Origin of the sequence: Erythrobacter sp. Dej080120_24 (genome assembly GCF_036322605.1) — a bacterium.
GTDB classification, from domain to species: domain Bacteria; phylum Pseudomonadota; class Alphaproteobacteria; order Sphingomonadales; family Sphingomonadaceae; genus Erythrobacter; species Erythrobacter aurantius.
Genome location: NZ_AP027262.1, coordinates 186,403 through 207,077, shown reverse-complemented (window position 1 = coordinate 207,077; position 20,675 = coordinate 186,403). Strand labels below are relative to the sequence as shown.

General features: G+C 60.2%; 20 protein-coding genes. 16 read left to right on the top strand and 4 right to left on the bottom strand.

The genetic code is table 11. The features are described 5' to 3' along the window. Nucleotides 1–100 precede the first annotated feature (100 nt). The 12 genes from AABA34_RS01010 (at nt 101) to AABA34_RS00955 (ending at nt 12,264) form a co-directional block, all read left to right on the top strand. A complete protein-coding gene (locus tag AABA34_RS01010) occupies nt 101–547 on the top strand; it encodes a gamma-glutamylcyclotransferase family protein (protein WP_338303507.1) in 447 nt (148 codons plus the stop codon). A gap of 420 nt (nt 548–967) precedes the next feature. After that, nucleotides 968–1,171, top strand: a complete 204-nt coding sequence (gene rpmI / locus AABA34_RS01005) for a 50S ribosomal protein L35 (RefSeq protein ID WP_034955727.1) — start codon at nt 968–970, stop codon at nt 1,169–1,171. Nucleotides 1,172–1,209: 38 nt separating this feature from the next. After that, entirely contained in the window at nt 1,210–1,569 is a 360-nt protein-coding gene (gene rplT / locus AABA34_RS01000; RefSeq protein ID WP_034955724.1) for a 50S ribosomal protein L20, read from the top strand. A 208-nt stretch (nt 1,570–1,777) separates the two neighbouring features. Continuing rightward, entirely contained in the window at nt 1,778–2,698 is a 921-nt protein-coding gene (locus tag AABA34_RS00995) for a helix-turn-helix domain-containing protein (protein WP_338303506.1), read from the top strand. Nucleotides 2,699–2,803: 105 nt separating this feature from the next. Next, nucleotides 2,804–3,688 (top strand): helix-turn-helix domain-containing protein, encoded by an 885-nt coding sequence (locus AABA34_RS00990; protein ID WP_338303505.1) that lies wholly within the window; start codon nt 2,804–2,806, stop codon nt 3,686–3,688. A gap of 97 nt (nt 3,689–3,785) precedes the next feature. Beyond that, entirely contained in the window at nt 3,786–4,910 is a 1,125-nt protein-coding gene (pheS, locus tag AABA34_RS00985) for a phenylalanine--tRNA ligase subunit alpha (protein WP_338303504.1), read from the top strand. Next, entirely contained in the window at nt 4,907–7,297 is a 2,391-nt protein-coding gene (pheT, locus tag AABA34_RS00980) for a phenylalanine--tRNA ligase subunit beta (protein ID WP_338303503.1), read from the top strand. The genes pheS and pheT overlap by 4 nt, the downstream gene beginning before the upstream one ends. An 18-nt stretch (nt 7,298–7,315) precedes the next feature. After that, a complete protein-coding gene (locus AABA34_RS00975; RefSeq protein WP_338303502.1) occupies nt 7,316–8,836 on the top strand; it encodes a peptide chain release factor 3 in 1,521 nt (506 codons plus the stop codon). Between the two features lie 38 nt (nt 8,837–8,874). Continuing rightward, nucleotides 8,875–9,756 carry an alpha/beta fold hydrolase gene (locus AABA34_RS00970; RefSeq protein ID WP_338303501.1) on the top strand — a complete coding sequence of 294 codons (882 nt, stop codon included), beginning with the start codon at nt 8,875–8,877 and terminating at the stop codon, nt 9,754–9,756. Nucleotides 9,757–9,775: 19 nt separating this feature from the next. Further along, nucleotides 9,776–10,345, top strand: a complete 570-nt coding sequence (locus AABA34_RS00965; protein ID WP_338303500.1) for a pyridoxamine 5'-phosphate oxidase family protein — start codon at nt 9,776–9,778, stop codon at nt 10,343–10,345. A 221-nt stretch (nt 10,346–10,566) separates the two neighbouring features. Continuing rightward, the gene (locus tag AABA34_RS00960) at nt 10,567–10,905 is read left to right on the top strand and encodes a P-II family nitrogen regulator (RefSeq protein WP_034955711.1); all 339 of its coding nucleotides are present in this window, start codon (nt 10,567–10,569) and stop codon (nt 10,903–10,905) included. Nucleotides 10,906–10,923: 18 nt separating this feature from the next. Then, nucleotides 10,924–12,264 (top strand): ammonium transporter, encoded by a 1,341-nt coding sequence (locus AABA34_RS00955; RefSeq protein ID WP_445083747.1) that lies wholly within the window; start codon nt 10,924–10,926, stop codon nt 12,262–12,264. A 122-nt stretch (nt 12,265–12,386) separates the two neighbouring features. On the opposite strand, the gene AABA34_RS00950 is transcribed toward AABA34_RS00955, so the two are convergent. The 3 genes from AABA34_RS00950 to AABA34_RS00940 are packed head-to-tail and all read right to left on the bottom strand — an operon-like array spanning nt 12,387 to nt 15,374. Further along, nucleotides 12,387–13,982 (bottom strand): GMC family oxidoreductase, encoded by a 1,596-nt coding sequence (locus tag AABA34_RS00950; protein WP_338303499.1) that lies wholly within the window; start codon nt 13,980–13,982, stop codon nt 12,387–12,389. Nucleotides 13,983–14,006: 24 nt separating this feature from the next. Next, nucleotides 14,007–14,963 (bottom strand): sterol desaturase family protein, encoded by a 957-nt coding sequence (locus AABA34_RS00945; protein WP_338303498.1) that lies wholly within the window; start codon nt 14,961–14,963, stop codon nt 14,007–14,009. Between the two features lie 12 nt (nt 14,964–14,975). Next, nucleotides 14,976–15,374 carry a hypothetical protein gene (locus AABA34_RS00940; RefSeq protein WP_338303497.1) on the bottom strand — a complete coding sequence of 133 codons (399 nt, stop codon included), beginning with the start codon at nt 15,372–15,374 and terminating at the stop codon, nt 14,976–14,978. A 73-nt stretch (nt 15,375–15,447) separates the two neighbouring features. On the opposite strand from AABA34_RS00940, the gene AABA34_RS00935 reads away from it, so the two are divergent. Continuing rightward, entirely contained in the window at nt 15,448–16,893 is a 1,446-nt protein-coding gene (locus tag AABA34_RS00935) for an amidohydrolase (protein ID WP_338303495.1), read from the top strand. 4 nt (nt 16,894–16,897) lie between these two features. On the opposite strand, the gene AABA34_RS00930 is transcribed toward AABA34_RS00935, so the two are convergent. Continuing rightward, nucleotides 16,898–17,329 carry a TIGR01244 family sulfur transferase gene (locus AABA34_RS00930; RefSeq protein ID WP_338303494.1) on the bottom strand — a complete coding sequence of 144 codons (432 nt, stop codon included), beginning with the start codon at nt 17,327–17,329 and terminating at the stop codon, nt 16,898–16,900. A gap of 288 nt (nt 17,330–17,617) precedes the next feature. On the opposite strand from AABA34_RS00930, the gene AABA34_RS00925 reads away from it, so the two are divergent. The 3 genes from AABA34_RS00925 to argF all read left to right on the top strand — a co-directional run bounded on the left by AABA34_RS00925 (nt 17,618) and on the right by argF (nt 20,636). After that, nucleotides 17,618–18,367, top strand: coding sequence for a cold-shock protein (locus AABA34_RS00925; RefSeq protein ID WP_034955705.1), 750 nt, complete (start codon nt 17,618–17,620; stop codon nt 18,365–18,367). A gap of 125 nt (nt 18,368–18,492) precedes the next feature. Next, complete coding sequence (locus AABA34_RS00920; RefSeq protein ID WP_034955704.1) at nt 18,493–19,692, top strand: aspartate aminotransferase family protein; 1,200 nt, start codon at nt 18,493–18,495, stop codon at nt 19,690–19,692. Continuing rightward, nucleotides 19,689–20,636, top strand: coding sequence for an ornithine carbamoyltransferase (gene argF / locus AABA34_RS00915; protein ID WP_338303491.1), 948 nt, complete (start codon nt 19,689–19,691; stop codon nt 20,634–20,636). Before AABA34_RS00920 ends, argF begins: the two co-directional genes overlap by 4 nt. The last annotated feature ends 39 nt before the right edge of the window (nt 20,637–20,675 follow it).

Sequence of the window (20,675 nt, the reverse complement as noted above, 5' to 3'; positions counted from 1 at the left end):
AGGCTGGGATCCACCCCATCCCTCCAAACCCGGATATCCCTTTGCCACCCAACATCTCCCACCCTTCGACAGCGTCACTCCGAGCTTGTATGGTCAGGTCATGACCCGCCCCACGCATCTCTTCTTCTACGGTATCCTTCAGGAAGGGCTTGGCCCTGATGGCGGGGATTGGCCGTTTCTGGCCGGCCTTGGCATGGGCGCTCCGGCGACGACGACGGGGGCGCTCTATGCCATTCCGGCGGCGGGCGGCGATGGTGCAACCGGCTGGTTTCCCGCGCTGGTGCTGACGCAGGCGCGTTACTCCACCGTGGTGCACGGGATGATCCATGATGCGGGCGAGGTCGATCTGGCGACGGTCGATGCGTTCGAGGGCGCGGAGTACACGCGCCAGCCGGTGCCGGTGGATGGCTGGGACGGGTTCGGCGAAACGCTGGCCGATGCCTATGTCTGGACTGCCGATCTGCCCGATGGGGCGGAGCCGATCGCGAGCGGGAACTTCGCCGAATGGCTCGCGCAAACCGGGCGCAGGCCGTGGTCGGGCGAATAGCGCGCGTCGCTTGCGTTTTCCTACTTTGAGCGGCGCCGCTATGATCCGCGCGGCTTTTTCCCATTGTCGATAGCTGTTTGTGCGGGTGACACTTGCCCTGTGCCAAAGGTTACACTTTCATCGCCCAAAGAGTGACACTCCGGCCGGATCGGGTGACACATTGGCGAGTGTGGGTGACACTCGGGAGCCAAAGGTGACAGTTTGCGGGGCAATGGTGACACAATCGAGGTTTTATCCCTTGGACCGTGTTCCACCTGTTCCATGCTGTAGGGTTTGAGCGCCTGTTTGGCGACCGAATCACTTGCTTTCCGGCGCGATAACGCTATGTGGTGCGCTTCACTGACACAGAACACCGAGTCCGGCCTGGCGACAAGGGCTGCCAGGGCTGGTCCAATGTGTCCCTGAGCAAAGGAGACGAAAATGCCCAAACTGAAGACCAAGAGCGGTGTGAAGAAGCGCTTCAAGATCACCGCCACCGGCAAGGTCAAGCACGGCGTCGCTGGCAAGCGTCACCGCCTGATCAGCCACAATGCGAAGTACATCCGCCAGAACCGCGGCACCGACGTCATCTCCGACGCCGATGCCAAGACGATCAAGAAGTGGGCACCCTACGGCCTCGATTGAGCCGTAGCGACGCATTGCTGAATTCAGGAGCTTAAACCATGCCACGCATCAAACGCGGTGTTACCACCCGCGCCAAGCACAAGCGGATTCTCGATCAAGCCAAGGGCTATCGCGGTCGCCGCAAGAACACCATCCGCATCGCCCGTCAGGCGGTCGAAAAGGCCGGCCAGTACGCCTACCGCGACCGCAAGGCGAAGAAGCGCAACTTCCGCGCGCTGTGGATCCAGCGCATCAACGCGGCTGTCCGCGCCGAAGGCCTCACCTATTCGCAGTTCATGCACGGCGCAAAGCTCGCTGGGATCGAGCTTGACCGCAAGGTGATGGCCGATCTCGCCATGAACGAAGAAGGCGCGTTCAAGGCAGTGATCGCACAGGCCAAGGCAGCTCTGCCCGCCTGATCCGACTGACCGCCCGCGCCTTCATGCTAGGTGCAGGGCAGGTTGCGGAAACGCACAAAAGGGGACTCCGGCGCGACATGGTGCCGGGGTCCCCTTTGCATTTGCGATTGGGTGCGCTTGTAGAGAATCGTCAGCATCCTTGTATGTTCGCGCCAATTTGGCATGATGAGGCCAAGGAATCGGACAAAACGGGTCGGGTAAACGCGCCATGAGCGATGCAACAGGCATGGGTGCAGCCGAGCACCGGACAGCGCAGACTGTCGTCAAAAGCCAGTTCTTCCCTCCGCCGAGCCAGTTCGACGGCTGCTTCACCACCTTCTACCATGCTGATCTGAAGGTCGCCGGCGGTGGCACGGTTACCGACTATCTGCAGCCCGAATGGAGCAACATCCGCTTCTTCGCCGGTGCCTGTCCAACGTCGCAGATCGGCGACTCGCAAGTCAGCGGGGCAAGGTACAACGCCACCGGTCCAAGCTCTTTGCCGTGCCACTTCGAACTCGGCTCATCGAGCATGTGGGGGGTCGGTTTCCTCCCGCTGGGGTGGGCGCGGTTCATGGATGCGCCTGCCTACGACCTCGCCAACATCGCCTGTGATGGCGCGCGACATCCGGTGTTCGCCAAGTTCGATTGCTTGTCAGATGTCCTTTGCGATCCGGCTTTGACGATGGAGGCCCAGCACGAGGCGATCATCGACATGCTCGGGCGCCTGATGCGGCCCAATCGTGACGAACCGCGCATCATCAAGATCCACACAGCGCTCGTCAGTGGCGAGTTCTTGGCGGTAGGTGACCTCGCCGACGCCTGCAACATGAGCATCCGCACGCTGGAGCGGATGTGCCACCGCTACTTCGGGTTTACACCCAAGCTGCTGATGCGGCGCCAGCGGTTCATGCGTAGTCTCACCAGCTTCATGCTCCACAAGGGTTCACGCTGGACCGAGGCGATGGACGGGGAATATCACGACCAGGCGCAGTTCACGCGCGAGTTCTCAGAATTCATGACGATGACGCCAAGCCGCTATGCCTCTCTCGACCACCCGATCCTTTCGTCTTTCATGGAGGCACGTGCGCGGATCTGGGGCAGCGCGGCGCAAACGCTCGATCCGCCTGTGAATGGTGAAGGCGGATGATGCACCCGGTATTTGCTGTTTGCCCGCGAATTCCCTAGCCATGGTCGTACTGGCTGGAACAAGCCAGTGATCGGGTCGCGCGGTAAGGGATTGCGGTAAGTAGGAATGCACGCGCAGACAGGAAATGCGATCCGGATACGCTTTGCGCTACCCAGCGCGGAATTGCGCCCCTTTGTAACCACCTATTACCACACGCAGGTTGTCACGGCGCCAACCGACCAGCCGGTTGAAGACTACCTTCACCCCGAATGGGCAAACCTTCGCTTCATGGAAGACAACTGGGCGCAATCGGCGATCGGGAATGCGCCGCTCGGGCCTTGTCCGGGCTTTGCCGTGACCGGGCCGACCAGCAAGGCAACCCGTTTCCGGATCAGCTCGGGCAATAGCTGGGGCATAGGGCTGATGCCGCTTGGCTGGGCCATGTTGTTCGACGCGCCAGCCTGCGATTATGCCGATCAGGTAGCAGACGGAATGGCGGATCCTGTCTTTGCCGCGCTCCGGCCGCTGGCATTGAAGCTGCGCGAAACGGGTGCGAGCTTTACCGAGGAAGTGGAACTGATCGACAAGCACATGGCCACGATCTTTACCGGTCCGGCGGCACATACTGAGCAGATTGCAGCGATCAATGCGGCACTTGTCGACCCCGAAATTGCCAGTGTGGCGGCCTTGACAGACCGGGTGGGGATGAATGTCCGCTCGCTGGAAAGACTGTCAAAGCGCGCCTTCGGCTTCACACCCAAGCTGCTGCTGCGGCGCCAGCGTTTCCTTCGTAGCTTGTCGCAATTCATGCTCGACCCCTCGCTGAAATGGCTCAGCACACTCGATTGGCAGTATCACGACCAGGCGCATTTTGTTCGTGATTTCAGGCGTTTCATGGGCATGAGCCCCACCGCCTATGCCAAGCTCGACAAGCCTCTGCTGGTTGCCGCCGCGCGCGCACGGATGGAGATTGCCGGGCAAGCGGTGCAGGGGCTCCACAATCCTGCATAGCGCGAAAGCGGAAATCGCTGCGAGGCTGAGCCAATTGCTCCTTTGCAACTGACGCCATTTGGCGCTAGCGGACCCGCTCACGCTAGCAGGCTCTAAAATGACTGAACTGACATCGCAAAAACAGGCGGCACTGGAAGCGATTGCCGCCGCAACCACGCTTGACGCGCTTGAGGAACAGCGCGTGGCCGCGCTCGGCAAGAAGGGCTGGGTGAGCCTTGCCCTCAAGACGCTCGGCCAGATGAGCCCGGAGGAGCGCAAGGACGCCGCTCCCGCAATTCAGGCGATCCGTGGCGAAGTCGCCGACGCGCTCGAATCGAAGAAGGCCGAACTTGAAGCAGCAGCGCTCGAAGCGCAGTTGGCGAGCGAACGCCTCGACCTGACCCTGCCTGCCCCCGAAGCGCCTCGCGGCAGCATCCATCCGGTGAGCCAGGTCATGGACGAGCTCGCCGAAATCTTTGCCGACCTCGGCTTCGCCGTGGCTACCGGGCCGGAAATCGAGGACGACTGGCATAATTTCACCGCGCTCAACATGGATGAAAGCCATCCTGCGCGCGCCATGCACGACACGTTCTATTTCCCGGATGCGGCGCCCGATGGCTCGGCCACGGTGGGCCAACAGGCAAGCCAGATGCTCCTGAGAACACACACCTCGCCGGTGCAAATCCGTTCGATGAAGGAACAGGGCGCACCCATCCGCATCATCGCGCCGGGCCGCGTTTATCGCAGCGACAGCGATGCGACCCACACGCCGATGTTCCATCAGGTCGAAGGGCTGGTGGTGGACAAGGGGATTCACCTCGGTCACCTCAAATGGACGCTCGAGACCTTTTTCAAGGCTTTCTTCGAGCGTGAGGATATCACCCTGCGCTTGCGTCCCTCCTACTTCCCCTTCACCGAGCCTTCTGTCGAAGTCGATGTGGGCTATTCCAACGAAGGCGGGCGTCGCGTCGTCGGCGGGCACGGCGATGACGAAGGCCATGACTGGATGGAACTGGGCGGCAGCGGCATGGTGAACCGCCGCGTGCTCGAATTCGCCGGGATCGACCCGGACGAATATCAGGGCTTTGCTTTCGGCCTCGGGATCGACCGGATCGCCATGCTCAAATACGGAATGAACGATTTGCGTGCCTTCTTCGACGGCGATCGGCGCTGGCTCACCCACTACGGCTTCTCGCCCTACGACCAGCCAACCCTTTCCGCCGGTGTGGGAGCGCGCGCATGAAGTTCTCGCTGACATGGCTCAAGGATCACCTCGAAACCGAGGCTTCGCTGCAGCAGATCCTCGATACGCTCAACGCGATAGGGCTGGAAGTGGAAGGGGTCGAGGATCCGGCAGAACGGCTGGCAGGCTTCCGCGTCGCCAAGGTTCTGACTGCGGCCCCGCATCCCGATGCCGACAAATTGCAGGTCCTCACGGTCGATACCGGGGAAGGCGATCCGCTGCAGGTGGTTTGCGGTGCGCCCAATGCGCGTGCCGGGATGAAGGGTGTGCTGGGCCTGCCGGGGGCGGTCGTGCCAGCCAACGGAATGGAGCTGCGCAAGAGCGCCATTCGCGGCGTCGAATCGAACGGCATGATGTGTTCGGTGCGCGAGCTCGAACTTGGCGACGAGCATGACGGCATCATCGAATTGCCCGATGACGCACCAGTCGGGCACAGCTTTGCCGATTATCACGGCTCATCGCCGGTGATTGACGTGGCGATCACCCCCAACCGCCCGGATTGCATGGGCGTCTATGGTATCGCCCGCGATCTTGCCGCAGCGGGATTGGGCACGTTGAAGCCCATCGCCATTCCGGGATTCGAAGCATCGGGTGCCTGCCCGGTCGAAATCCGCACCGACGATCCCGAAGGGTGTCCGGCGTTCCGGGGCCGGGTCGTGAAAGGCGTGAAGAACGGCCCTTCGCCCGAATGGCTTCAGGCGCGGCTCAAAAGTGCGGGGCAGCGGCCGATCTCCTTGCTGGTAGACCTCACCAACTACCTGATGCTCGCCTTTGGCCGCCCGGCGCACGCCTATGATCTGGCGAAGCTGCATGGAGCGGTTGTTGCCCGGCGTGCCAAGCCAGGTGAGCAGGTGCTGGCTCTCAACGAGAAGACCTATACGCTGGATGACAGCATGGTGGTGATCGCGGACGAAAAAGAAGTCCACGATATCGCCGGGATCATGGGCGGCGAAAACTCAGGGGTTTCCGAGGATACGACCGATCTGCTGCTGGAAATCGCCTATTTCGACCCGGCGCGCATCGGCGTGACGGGGCGCAAGCTGGGCCTTGCGTCTGATGCGCGGACCCGGTTTGAGCGCGGCGTCGATCCAGCCTTCCTCGAAGACGGGCTTGATCTGCTGACTGGCCTGATCGTCGAGCTCGCCGGAGGAGTGGCAAGCGAAGCGGTGCAGGCCGGCACTCCTCCTGCCGAGCCGAAGGTGGTTAAGTTCGACCCCATGCTCACCACCCGTTTGGGCGGTGTCCAAGTGGCCGAGGACGAACAGCGCCGCATTCTCGAAAGCCTCGACTTTACCGTTGATGCGGATTGGCAGGTAACCTGCCCGTTGCGCCGCCACGATATCGAGGGGCCTGCTGATCTGGTCGAGGAAGTGGTTCGTATCCACGGGCTCGATAAGGTCGAAAGCGTGCCCTTGCCGCGCGTGGACGGTGTTGCCCGTCCGACTGCGACCCCGCAGCAGATGCTGGAGCGCAAGCTGCGCCGCGCGGCGGCCGGAAGCGGTCTGAACGAAGCAATCACATGGTCATTCCTTCCCGAGGATGCCGCAGAGCATTTCAGCGCTGCCGATGATCTGTGGAAGCTCGACAACCCTATCAGCGAAGACATGAAGGTGATGCGCCCCTCGCTCATCCCCGGCCTGCTGCTCGCGGCAAAGCGCAATGCGGATCGCGGTGCCGATACAACCCGGTTGTTCGAATTGGGTCGGCGCTATTTCCGGGCCAAGGACGGGATGAGCAATGAACGCCCGACCTTGGGTGTGGTGCTGGCCGGTGAAAAGGCGCAGCGCGGCTGGGCGACCGGGAGGGCTGTGGCTTTCGACGCCTATGATGCCAAAGCTGCGGCGATCACTCTGCTTGAGGCGGCTGGCGCGCCAGTGGCGAACCTGATGGTGATGGGCGAAGCAGGCGATCAGTTCCACCCCGGCCAATCGGCCACCTTGCGGCTCGGCCCCAAGAATGTGCTTGCACGCTTCGGGATGCTGCACCCGGCGACGCTCAAGGCGTTCGACATGGATGGCCCGGTCGCGGCTGTCGAACTGTTCCTTGATGCGATTCCGGCGAAGAAAGGTGGCGCCAGCTTTGCGCGCCCCGGCTTCACCCCGCCCGCGCTCCAGCCCGTGACCCGCGATTTCGCCTTTGTGGTCGATGCAGACCTTGTCGCCGAAGACCTGCTCAAGGCAGTTCGCGGAAGCGACAAGGCCAACATCACCGCCGCGCGCGTCTTCGATGTCTTCACTGGTGGCAACCTGCCTGAGGGCAAGAAATCGCTCGCCATCGAAGTCACGCTGCAACCGCAGGAAAAAAGCTTCAAGGATGCCGATTTGAAGGGGATCGCGGACAATGTGATCGCCGCAGCGGCAAAGCTGGGGGCAGAGCTGCGCGGCTGACGCTGTGGCCTGATTGCCATGTCAAACAGAAGAACCTTCGCGATCATCTCGCACCCTGACGCGGGCAAGACCACGCTGACGGAAAAGCTGCTGCTGCAGGGCGGCGCGATCCACCTGGCCGGTGAGGTCAAGGCGCGCGGTGCGGCGCGGCGTGCGCGGTCGGACTGGATGAAGATCGAGCAACAGCGCGGCATCTCGGTCACTTCGTCGGTGATGACTTTCGAGCGCGAGGGCGTGACCTTCAACCTGCTCGATACGCCGGGTCACGAAGACTTCTCGGAAGACACTTACCGAACGCTGACAGCAGTCGACAGCGCGGTGATGGTGATTGACGCGGCCAAGGGCATCGAGCCGCAGACCCGCAAGCTGTTCGAGGTATGTCGCCTGCGTTCGGTTCCGATCATCACCTTCGTCAACAAGGTCGACCGTGAGGGCCGCGATCCTTTCGAGACGCTGGACGAGGTTGCGGACATGCTCGCGCTCGACGTCAGCCCGCAGATGTGGCCGATCGGCATGGGCGGCCAGTTCGAGGGCCTGCTGGACTTCGCTTCGGGCGAGGTGAGCCGCCCCGAAGGGCCTTCGAAGGAGTTTCTGGGCAAGCGAGACAGCGATCCCGCCATCCCTGAAGAATACGCCGAGGAAATCGAGCTGGCTCAGGTCGGCTATCCCGAATTCGACCTCGAAGCATACCGCAACGGCGACCTGACCCCAGTGTACTTCGGGTCCGCGCTGAAGAATTTCGGCGTGACCGAGCTGATCGAGGCGATTGCCCGTTTCGCTCCGCCGCCGCGTCCGCAGCCTGCGGGTGAAGATCAGATCCCGCCGACCCGCGACGAAGTCACCGGCTTCATCTTCAAGGTGCAGGCCAACATGGATCCCAACCACCGCGATCGCATTGCCTTCATGCGGCAGGTGTCGGGCACATTCAAACGCGGCATGAAGCTGACGCCCAGCGGTCTGGGAAAGCCGATCGCAGTACATTCGCCGATCCTGTTTTTCGCGCAGGATCGCGAGATTGCGGACACAGCCGAAGCGGGCGACATCATCGGCATTCCGAACCATGGCACCTTGCGGGTGGGCGATACCTTGTCCGAGCGGAACCAGGTGCGCTTTACCGGGCTGCCCAATTTCGCCCCTGAAATCCTGCGGCGGGTCCAGCTTAAAGACCCGACCAAGACCAAGCAGTTGAGGAAGGCGCTGGACGACCTTTCCGAAGAGGGCGTGATCCAGGTGTTCTACCCGGAGATTGGTGCGAGCCACATTGTCGGCGTGGTCGGTCAACTTCAGCTGGAAGTGCTGATTTCGAGGCTGGAGGCGGAATACAAGGTGGAAGCCGCGCTTGAGGCATCGCCATTCGCCACTGCACGGTGGCTGAAGGGTGATGAAAAGGCGCTCAACGAGTTTGAAAGCTTCAACCGCGCCAATCTGGCCCGCGATCGCGATGGCGATCTGGTGTTCATGGCCAAAAGCCCGTGGGACGTGAACTACCAGATGGAAAAGAACCCTGACCTAACCTTTTCGGCGACGAAGGAAAGGTAAGGTTGCGAGAGGGGGCGGTTCGCGGCAAAGCCATTGCCATGAACGCACATACCCCTTCATCCGGCCCGACATCGCAAACCTTTATCTCGCAGCGCCTGCGTCTCAATTACGAGGACTGGGGTGGACGCGGTAAGCCGCCGCTTGTGCTGGTCCACGGCGGGCGTGATCATGCGCGCAGCTGGGACTGGACCGCAGAGGCCTTGCGCGAGCACTATCACGTCATTGCCATGGATCATCGCGGCCATGGTGACAGCGATTGGGTATCCGACGGCAATTATTCCGCCGGCGACATGGTCTATGATCTGGCCCAATTGATCCATCAGCTTGGCGTCGGGCCGGTTCGCATTGTGTCCCATTCGATGGGTGGCAACGTCGCATTGCGCTATGCGGGCATGTTCCCCGAAATGGTGACGAAGCTGGTCGCAATCGAGGGTCTGGGGCCCTCGCCCGAATGGCGCGACAAACAAAGGGCGACCCCTTACCCTGAACGCATGCGCGAATGGATCGAGAAGAAGCGTTCCGCCGCTGGCCGCACCCCGCGCAAGTACGACAGCATCGAAGCCGCCTTTGCCCGGATGATCGAGGAGAATTCCTATTTGACCGAGGATCAGGCGCGGCATCTGACAATCCACGGCGTCAACCGCAACGAGGATGGGACCTACAGCTGGAAATTCGACCCGCACCTGAATGTCTGGGGTGTTGAGGATGTTGCCGACGAATTCATCGAGGCGACATGGAGCGCGATCACCTGCCCGACACTGCTGCTCTATGGTGCCGACAGCTGGGCTTCCAATCCGGAAAAGGATGGTCGCATCCGCCACTTCAAGACTGCAAAGGTCATCGAGTTCGAAAAGGCGGGGCACTGGCTCCATCACGATCAGTTCGATCGCTTTATCGCCGTATTGCGCGACTTTCTCTGACTTTAACCGGAGCAGCTACATGTCCGATTTCTTCGAAGCGCTAGAACCCAAGCATGTGGCGATGATCGAACAGCAGCCGCTTTTCTTTGTGGCGACGGCTGCCGCCGATGGCCGGATCAACCTGAGCCCTAAGGGTTATGACGCCTTTCGGGTTCTTGGGCCGGGCCGTGTCGCCTATCTGGATCTTGGCGGGTCGGGCAATGAGACGCACGCCCACCTTGTCGCCCCACAGGCGGATGCCGGGCGCATCACGATCATGTTCTGCAATTTCCAGCAGCCGGCCCTTATTCTGCGTATTTACGGCAAGGGGCGGCCCGTGCTGCCTCAGGATGACGAGTGGGATGATCTGGCCGGGCATTTCACCCTGTTGCCCGGAACCCGCCAGATTTTCGTGATCGAGGTGGAAAGTGTGCAGACCAGCTGCGGGTGGGGCGTGCCTTTCATGAGCTTCGAGGCTGAACGCGATACGCTCAAGAAGTATCATGGCAAAAGCGATCCTGCCGAATGGGAGGCCAAAATGGCGAAGCGCACCAGCAGCATCGACGGGCTGCCGACGCGGCCCAGTGCACGCTATATTGCGGGAGAGTGAATCCTGACGTCAGAAAATGTCAGGCCACCCGGTTATTCCTGCAACAAATTGGCTGACCCTGCCTAAATTGTGACCAAAAGACTAAATTTTGTGCACACGCGATTGTGCAAGTGCGAAGAAATGCCCTGATTCCGCTGCGGAAGGCGTGTTTCAGAAATATGGCACGCCCCTTGCTTGACCCTTGGGAGCCGGATCCGCCGGCATAGCCAAAGGGGGCACGGATGAAGTTCATCATCGCCATCATAAAACCATTCAAGCTCGATGAGGTCCGCGAAGCGCTGGGTGCCATCGGGGTCGCCGGGATGACTGTTTCCGAAGTCAAGGGCTTCGGTCGCCAGAAGGGCCAGACTGAAATCTATCGCGGCGCGGAATATTCCACCAACATGCTGCCAAAGGTGAAGCTCGAAATCGCCGCCAGCGACGACATCGCCGCGCAGGTGGTCGAGACGATCCAGCAGACCGCCAACACCGAAGCGATCGGTGACGGCAAAATTTTCGTACTCGACCTCGCATCGGCGACCCGGATCCGCACAGGCGAATCCGGTGAAACCGCGCTCTGACACAAGGGGACCAAACCGATGAAACTATTCTTCTCGAAATTGGCCGCCATGGGCGCGGGCGCGGTGATGATCGCGCAGCCTGCTCTGGCAGCCCCTGCCGCTGAGGCTGCGGCAGCGGTGCCCAATCCCGGCAACAATGCCTGGATGATGACGGCAACTGTGCTGGTGATGTTGATGATCCTTCCGGGTCTTGCGCTGTTTTACGGCGGTCTCACCCGCTCGAAGAACATGCTTTCGACCATGACCCAGGTCGGCGCAACGGCGTGTCTTGCCATGATCATCTGGGTGATGTGGGGCTACAGCCTCGCCTTTGGCGATACGACCTACGAAGGCACTTTGGGCCTTTTCGTGAGCGGCGGGAGCTATTTCCTCGCCGGAACCGACGCCAGCAGCACCGCAGCGACCTTCACCGATGAAGTCATCAGCAAGTATGTCTTCATCAGCTTCCAGATGACCTTTGCGGCGATCACCGCAGCGCTCATCTTGGGCGCGACCGCTGAGCGCATGAAGTTCAGCGCGGTGATGATGTTTGTGCCGATCTGGTTGACGATCGTCTACTTCCCGATCGCACACATGGTCTGGGCCGGTGGCGGCTTGATGTTCGAAGATGGCGCTCTCGACTTCGCCGGTGGCACCGTTGTGCACATCAATGCGGGTGTTTCGGGCCTCGTGCTCGCCTACATGCTGGGCAAGCGCAAGGGCTACCCGACTGAGCCAATGCCGCCGCACAGCATGGTCATGACCATGATCGGCACGGGCCTCCTGTGGGTGGGCTGGTTCGGGTTCAACGCCGGTTCGGCGCTCGAAGCCGACGGTTCCGCTGGTCTTGCGATGATCAACACCTTCGTTGCCACCGCTGCCGGTGCGCTGACCTGGATGGTGATCGAGAAGCTGGCGGGCCACAAGGGTTCGGCACTGGGTTTCTGCTCGGGCGTCATTGCCGGTCTGGTTGCGGTTACCCCCGCTGCCGGCAACAGCGGCCCCTTCGGTGCGATCCTGCTCGGCATCATCGCTTCGGCGGTCTGCTATTTCGCGGTCGCCAAAGCCAAGCAGAAGTTCGGTTACGACGATTCGCTTGACGCTTTCGGCATTCACGGCGTGGGCGGAATGGTCGGCGCAGTCGGTACAGCAGTCGTCTACCAGGCTTTCCTCGGCGGTCCGGCTGGCGAAGGCGCCAATCCGCTCGGGCTCCAGCTCTGGATCCAGATCAAGAGCGTTCTCATCACTATCGCGTGGGCCGGTATTGGCACCCTGATTGCTGGTGCGGCGGTCAAATACACGATCGGACTGCGGGTCTCTGAAGAGGCCGAGCACGACGGGCTCGACATCTCCGAACACGGGGAGCGCGCCTACAACTGATCAACAGTTTGGTGGGGGAAGGTTTCTCTCTCCTCTTCCCCTTTCCCCACCAACCGACGTTCCTCCTGCGAACGAATAGACTGACAGTGGGCCGGAGCCAGAGTGCTTCGGCCCCTTTTTTCTTAGGCGGGAACCCTTTCGGCAGCTTTCACGAAATCGGCGCAGCGCTCTCCGATCATGATGCTGGGAGCGTTGGTATTGCCACTTACCAGGCGCGGCATGATACTGGCATCGGCGATCCACAGGCCGTCCAGCCCGCGCACCTTTAGCTTGGGATCGACCACCGCTTCATCATCCGCTCCCATCCGGCAGGTACCCACAGGGTGATAGACGGTATCGGCGCGATTGCGGATCAGTTCGTCGAGCGCGGCATCGTCATTCAGATCGACCGGGTGACGATCAGTTGGCCCAAACGCCTGCAGCGCGGGCGCATCGGCAATCCTGTGGGACAGGCGCACGCCTTCGCGCAGAACGGCGATATCGCGATCATCATCAAGGAAGTTGGGATCAATCACAGGTGCCGCCGCGCTATCGCGCGACCCCAGCCGCACTGTACCGCGACTTTCGGGGCGAAGGACGCAGGCGTGGAGCGAAAAGCCATAGCCCTTCACGTTCTCTCGCCCGTGGTCTTCAAGCACGGCGGGCACGAAATGCCACTGCACGTCGGGAGCGGGGCTGTCCGGCATCACCGTCCAGAATCCACCGGCTTCGGCGTAACAGGTGGTCATCGCGCCGGTGCGTTTGCGCCTGTGTTCAAAGATTGCCCCGGCCATCTTGAGAGTGCCCTTAAGCGTTCCGCCGATTGGCACATCAGACGTCGTCTGCCAGCCCGATACATAATCGATGTGATCTTGCAGGTTCGAGCCCACAGCCTCGCGATCCAGCACTACATCGATGCCGTGTTGCTTGAGATGCTCGGCAGGCCCGATGCCGGACAGCATCAGAATTTGCGGTGAATTGAACGCGCCAGCCGAAAGTATGACGCCCCGCCGGGCATAGAGCATTTCCGAGCGCCCGCCACGTCTCACCATGAGGCCCGTCACGCGGCCTTGTTCGACCACCAGCCGCTCGACAAGAGTGTTGGTGCGGACCGCGAAATTGCCCTGCTCGCGGATCGGTTCGACATAGCCGCGCGCAGCAGACCAGCGTTCCCCATCGCGCTGAGTGACCTGATACAGGCCGAACCCTTCCTGCCGTTCGCCATTGAAATCGTTGTTCGTGCGCAACTGCAATTCGGCAGCGGCTTCGACGAAGGCGAGGCTGGTCGGGTTTGGAGATCGCTGGTTCGAAACGAACAGGGGGCCACCTGCGCCGTGGTAGGCATCTTCGCCGCGCTCGTTCGATTCCGCCTTCTTGAAGTAGGGCAGCACGTCATCATAGGACCACCCGTCGCAGCCGAGTGCAGCCCAATTGTCGTAATCCCACTTGTGCCCGCGGATGTAGACCATCGCGTTGATGGCTGAGGAACCGCCCAGCCCCTTGCCACGCGGCTGGTATCCGATCCGGCCGTTCAATCCTTTTTGCGGAACCGTCTCGTATTTGTAGTTCGAGGAATTGCGGATGAAGGGCATGAAGCCGGGGGTCTTGATGAGAATATTATCATTCCGCCCGCCCGCTTCGATCAGGCATACCCGGCGTGTTCCATCAACGGCAAGTCGTCCCGCTGCCGCGCTGCCGCCACTGCCACCGCCAATGACGATGTAGTCAAAACTTTCCATGATCTCTCCTCTTGGACGGAGAGATTAGGCAGCTTCGCCTTGGCCTGCAATCGGGTTTCTGGGTGCAACTGAATTTGGCTTGGCGGACTGCCCGATGCTTTTACGCCATCTTTCGCGGATCATGTCCGATGTCTCCCGGCTTCCGTCGTGCGTCCAGCCCGGTTCCCGCAGGAGATAGGAAAGCTTGTGCTTCCAAGGACTGTGCCAGATGTCGGAAAGCATACCGATCCATTCATGCAACACCGACCACAGCAGGTTGAAGCTGCCCAACTGCTTCACGATCCCGTAACGGATTCTTTCCTCGTCGGTTTCCGGCTCGAACGTCCCAAACATTTTGTCCCAGACAATGAAAACCCCGGCATAGTTTCGATCAAGATAACGTGGATTCGTCGCATGATGGACCCGGTGGTGAGAAGGGGTGTTCATTACCGCTTCGAACCAGCGGGGCATCCTGTCGATTGCCTCGGTATGGATCCAGAACTGGTAGATGAGGTTGAACCCGCCACAGATCGCGATCATCGCCGGATGAAATCCGAGGAGCACGAGCGGAATGGCAAAGAGGAACCCGAAGGTAAAGGCGCCCGTCCAGCTTTGCCTGAGCGCTGTCGAAAGATTGTAGTGCTGGCTGGAATGGTGGTTCACATGACTTGCCCACATCCAGCGAATGCGATGCCCCGCGCGGTGGACCCAGTAATACTTCAAATCGTCCAGAACGAAGCAAACTGGCCATGCCCACCAGACAGACCACCATTCAGGCCCGAAATCGAACAGGCGATACTCGTATGTCGCGATGAAGACGTAGAGCGCAAATCCGCCAAATAGTGCACCTGCGACGGTTGATCCGAGGCCGAATGCAAGGCTGACAAGCGTGTCCATGGGCTCGTAGGCTTCAGAGCGGCGAAACCTCGCCCAAACCATCTCGGCTAGGACGGCCGCGACGAAAAGCGGGACAGCATATTGGGTGGGAGAAAAGTCGGGCATGGTTGCGCAGACCTATAGCCGGTTGATCGTGTCGGCCCAAGATGCCGGATTTTCGATCGACAATCTGACCGTTCCGAAACGCGCCTCTCCGCAGTCGACCACGATTGCGTCGACTTCTTCCCGGACCTTTGCACCCTTGTCCAGAATACGGCCAGCGTATCTGTTGCCGTGACGCTTGATGACCATGATTCGGCCGTCCGCATGCTTCACCAATGCGCTCGCCCCGCCACGATCGACTGCCGCTTGCTCGATCGTGAAACCGGTATCCACCTCGTCTGCTACTGCGGCAAGCAGATCGGTATCCTTCAACGAAGGCGATCCGCCGAGGCCAAGCCACCGGGCGAGACCGTACAGCGCCAGAATGGCTACAAGCGAACCACCGGATTGAAGGATGAGGGGGTGTATTTCCATGGCGCGTCTTTCCTGCGCCGGAGGATTGGCACGGAGCGGCTTTTGCGGCAAGCAGGCTTGCAAGGAGACCACCATGAAACTGCTTGGAACGATTTTCTCGACCACCGCCCTCGGGGCATTGGCTCTTGGGACTGCCCCGTTAGCGGCTGACAACCACGCAGGGCCGGATCCAATCGTCGTGGTGGATTCGCAAGCAGATCGTACGGCGCGGGTTGCACAGGAACTGTGGGACTTGGCCGAGCTTGGTTATCTCGAATCGCGTTCGAGCGGATTGATGCAGGCTGAACTCGCGAGCGAAGGATTCCGGATTGAGTCGGGGATTGCGGAAATCCCGACCGCCTTCGTCGCCGAATGGGGGGAAGGCGGGCCGATCATCGCGATCTTGGCGGAAATGGATGCTCTGCCGGGCATCAACCAGTCGGGCGCTTCCACCCGCGATCCGGTGGAGGGCAAGGGTGCCGGGCATGCATGTGGCCACAACCTGTTCGGAGCAGGTTCTCTAACCGCCGCGATTGCAGTGAAGAAATGGCTTGAAGCTACGGGCACGCCGGGCCGCATCCGCTTGTACGGAACCCCTGCGGAGGAGGGCGGATCGGGCAAGGTCTACATGACCCGCGCGGGCTTGTTCGACGATGTCGATATTGCGATCCACTGGCATGCGGATGACGAAAACAGCGCTGCTGCAAGGACCAGTCTGGCCAATCGTTCTGCCAAATTCCGCTTCACCGGGGTATCGGCCCATGCAGCTGGCGCCCCTGAGCGTGGTCGCAGTGCGCTCGACGGTGCGGAAGCGATGAACATGATGGCCAATATGATGCATGAGCATATGCCCCAGGATGCGCGCATGCATTATGTCATCACCAGCGGCGGCAATGCTCCCAATGTGGTCCCTGATTTTGCCGAGGTCTTCTATTATGTCCGGCATCCTGATCCCGCTGGTGTTGAGGCGATATGGGAACGACTTGAGAATGCGGCCCGGGGCGCAGCATTGGGAACCGGTACCGAGGTCGATTGGGAAATCATTCACGGCAACAACCCCCTGCTGGTGAATGAAACGCTCGCTCGCGCGATGCAGGCCAAACTCGAGATGGTTGGCGGCGTCAATTATTCGCCGGAAGAACGTGCATGGGCTGAGGAATTGCAGAAATCGCTGGGTGATGCGGCCGAGCCGCTTGAAAGTGCTGCTGAAATCCAGCCGTACACCCGAAGCCTAGGCTATGGCTCGACTGATGTGGGGGACGTATCCTGGGCTACGCCAACGGTTGGAGTTCGTACTGCCACCTGGGTCCCCGGAACGAGCGCACACAGCTGGCAAGCCGTCGCGGCTAGCGGGCATTCGATCGGTCACAAAGGAGCGCAGGTGGCGGCCAAGGCCATGGCCTTGATGGCAGTCGACCTCTTCACCAACGAAGATCTCCGCAATGCTGCCCGGGTTGAGTTTGATGCCGCTCGCGGGCCGGATTACGTCTATCGTTCGCTGCTCGGAGACAGGGCTCCCCCGCTCGATTATCGCCAGTAGCGGATCACTTGGACGATAGAATGTCCAACATGGGGCGAACCGGGCTGACATCATACCCTGCCTTCATCGCGGCCAGCGCAATCTCCTCTGGTGAAATCCCGTTTTTCGCCTGAGCAAGTGCCCAAAGTAGAGTCGATCGCGTTCCCGATCGGCAATAAGCGAGCGTCTTGCCTTGTGCCGAATTCAGGGCAGCTATCATCTGGTCGACTTGCACTTCGCTGAAGCCGGAATGGCCAACCGGGATCGCGGTGTAAGCCAGCCCCGCAGCAGTAGCTGCGGCTTCAATGTCGGCGCTTTGCGGAGCGGAAGGGTCCTCACCGTCTGGTCGGTTGTTGATTATGAGGGCAACTCCAGCATTCTTGGCATTCGCAACGTCTTCGATCGAGATTTGCGGGCTGGCCAAGACCGAGTCGCTCAAGGGTCGAAAGTCGGGCATCGGTATTTTGCTCCTCATAGGTTCTAGCAAGCGAGATGCCGATCAAAGGGCGCTTTCGCAAGCGTGGCATCCAAGCGGTGCCTGCGAGTACTTGCGAAAATGTCATATTTTTGCGCGATGAAGCGGCGATAGGTTAAATCGTTCGCATAGCGGCGCTTTGTGCGCTATGTGGACAAACAGACGGTGGGTTCGGCGTTTTCGGCTGTTCCATCGGCGTCTGGTGCGACTCGTTGCCCTCGTCGCCAGCGCTTCTCAGGATGGGCAGCGTGGTAAGGTACGACTTAAGATATGGGTTACGACAGGGGACGTCGGCGCGGTCGGGACAAGCGCGACGGTTTCGGCGAGGACGGTTTCGATCCTTTTGGCGGGAATGACGGGTTTCCGCCTCCGAGTGATTACGGCAATGATCGTGGTGGTGACCGATTCGGCGGCGGCGATCGCTTCGGTGGTGGTGATCGCCACGGTGGCGGCGACCGCTTTGGCGGCGGTGGTCCCCGCGGTGGCGGTGGTGGTCGCGGCGGCGGTGGCGGCGGTTTCAACCGCATGCCTGCCCAGGTCGTTGGCACTGGCAAAGGCACGGTTAAATTCTTCAACGGCCAGAAAGGCTTTGGCTTCATCGCTCAAGAGGGTGGTGGAGAAGATGTTTTCGTCCATATCAGCGCAGTCGAACGTGCCGGCCTCGAAGGCTTGGCTGAAGGGCAGGAACTCGAATTCAACCTTGTGGATCGTGGCGGCAAAATCTCTGCACAGGATCTTCAGGTCGTGGGCGATGTGATTGCGGCGCCGCAAGCAGCGAGCCCGCCCAAGCGCGAACTGACCGGCGAAAAAGCTACCGGTACGGTCAAATTCTTCAATTCGATGAAGGGTTTCGGGTTTCTGGTTCGTGATGACGGCCAGCCGGATGCCTTCGTGCACATTAGTGCCGTCGAGCGTTCTGGCCTTTCGGAACTCAATGAAGGCGAGCGTTACGAGTTCGACCTCGAAGTTGATCGACGAGGAAAGTATTCGGCCGTCAATCTGGTGCCTGTCCAAAGCTGATCAGGCACCCCACTCTGGCCGTTTGACCCAATGACAGAGCGGCCCTAGATTATTCGGAAATGGCGGCTCTGACAGGGCCGCCATTTTGTTTTAAAACAATAATTCCGAGCTCAAGGAAATTTCTGATGTCGATCAGCCCGCTTATGCCAGTTTACCCCCGTTGCGGTGTGCGCCCAGTGCGCGGAGAGCACTGCCACCTGATTGGCGAGGACGGCACGCGCTATCTTGATTTTGCAAGCGGTATTGCGGTGAATCTTCTCGGCCATTCGCATCAGGGCCTGATTGAAGCGATCCAGCGCCAAGCCGAGACCCTGATGCACGTTTCAAATCTTTACGGCAGTCCGCAGGGCGAACGTCTGGCACAGCAGTTGGTTGATGCGACTTTCGCGGATACGGTGTTCTTCACGAATTCGGGCGCGGAAGCTGTCGAGGGGGCGATCAAGACCGCGCGTGCCTATCACCAGAATGCGGGTGACCAAGGGGATGTCAATCGGTTTGAATTGATCACATTTTCCAATGCCTTTCATGGTCGTACGATGGCGACGATCAGCGCTTCTAACCAGACCAAGATGCACCAGGGCTTTGCACCGTTGCTGGAGGGCTTCAAATATGCGGAGTTCGACGATCTGGACGCGGCGAAAGCTCTGATTGGTCCGAATACCGCTGGCTTTCTGGTTGAGCCGATCCAAGGTGAAGGTGGAATTCGCCCTGCGTCCGATTCCTTCATGAAGGGTCTGCGGGCGCTTTGCGACGAGCACGATCTGATGCTGGTGCTCGATGAGGTGCAATGCGGCGTTGCGCGAACGGGCAAAATGTACGCCTATGAGCATTATGGCATTGAACCGGATATCCTCGCGACGGCCAAAGGGCTCGGCGGTGGATTTCCATTGGGTGCCGTGATCGCAACGGAGAAGGCCGCACGCGGCATGACTTTCGGCACGCACGGTTCAACATATGGCGGCAATCCTCTCGCGATGGCGGCAGGGAGCGCGGTGCTCGATGCCGTCGCGAATGAGGAATTTCTGGCGGAAGTCACCGAGAAGGGGGAACGCCTTCGCTCCCGGCTTGAACAATTCATTGGAAATTACCCCGACCTGTTTGAACTTGTTCGGGGCAAAGGGCTGATGCTCGGGCTCAAGATGAAGGTCGAAAGCCGGCCGTTCTTCGTCCACTTGCGCGACAATCATCAACTCTTGACTGTCGCCGCTGGCGACAACACGCTGCGGATTATCCCACCACTGGTTATCGGTGATGTCGAGATCGAGGAATTCTTCGAGAAGCTGTCAGCTGGAGCTGCAAACTTTACGATCCCCGAGTCTGCATGATGCCCCAGTCGACTGGACCTTTTCATTTCCTTGATCTCGAGGATGCGGGAGCGGACGCAATTGCGGCCATGATTGCAGATGCGATCGATCGCAAGGCTGCTCGGAGTGACTGGCCCAAGGGGCATCCGGATGCTGATTTTCCTTTGGCAGGCCGGGTTCTGGCACTGGTTTTCGAGAAGAATTCGACCAGAACACGGGTCAGCTTTGATGTAGCTATGAGGCAGCTTGGCGGCAGCGTTCTCATTTTAGATTCCGGGTCCAGTCAGCTTGGGCGTGGGGAAACGATCGCCGACACGGCTCGGGTACTTAGCCGAATGGCAGATGCAATCATGTTGCGAACCGATGATCACGCCAAGATCGAGGAAATGGCACGCTTTGCCAGTGTGCCGGTGATTAACGGCCTGACCGATCAGTCGCACCCCTGCCAGATCGTCGCAGACCTACTCACCATCGTAGAGAAAGGTAAGTCCTTGCCAGGCCTCGAGCTTGCGTGGTTTGGTGATGGGAACAATGTCCTCCACTCGATTCTTGAAGCTGCTGGCTTGTTCAAGTTCAACGTTCGGGTCGCTACACCTCCGGGCTTCGAACCCTCTACTGAGTTCGTGGAGAAGGCTCGCGCTGGAGGTGCATCGGTGACTTTGACGCATGATGCCCGTGCGGCTGCGACTGGCGCGGATGTAGTAGTCACCGACACCTGGATATCCATGGGACAGGTGGACGCCGACGAGAAGCGGACCGCCATGGCTCCATATCAGGTGAATTCAGAGATCATGGCGCTTGCCAAGCCGGACTCGATTTTCTTGCATTGTCTGCCGGCTCATGTGGGTGAGGAAGTGACCGAGACTGTTTTCGAAGGCTCGCACTCGGTCGTGTTCGACGAGGCTGAAAACCGGATCCATGCCCAAAAGTCAGTGCTGCTTTGGAGTTTCGGTCTCTTGTGCTGAGCGCTCGGATGGTGTGAGGGCTTATTTCACGTATCCGTA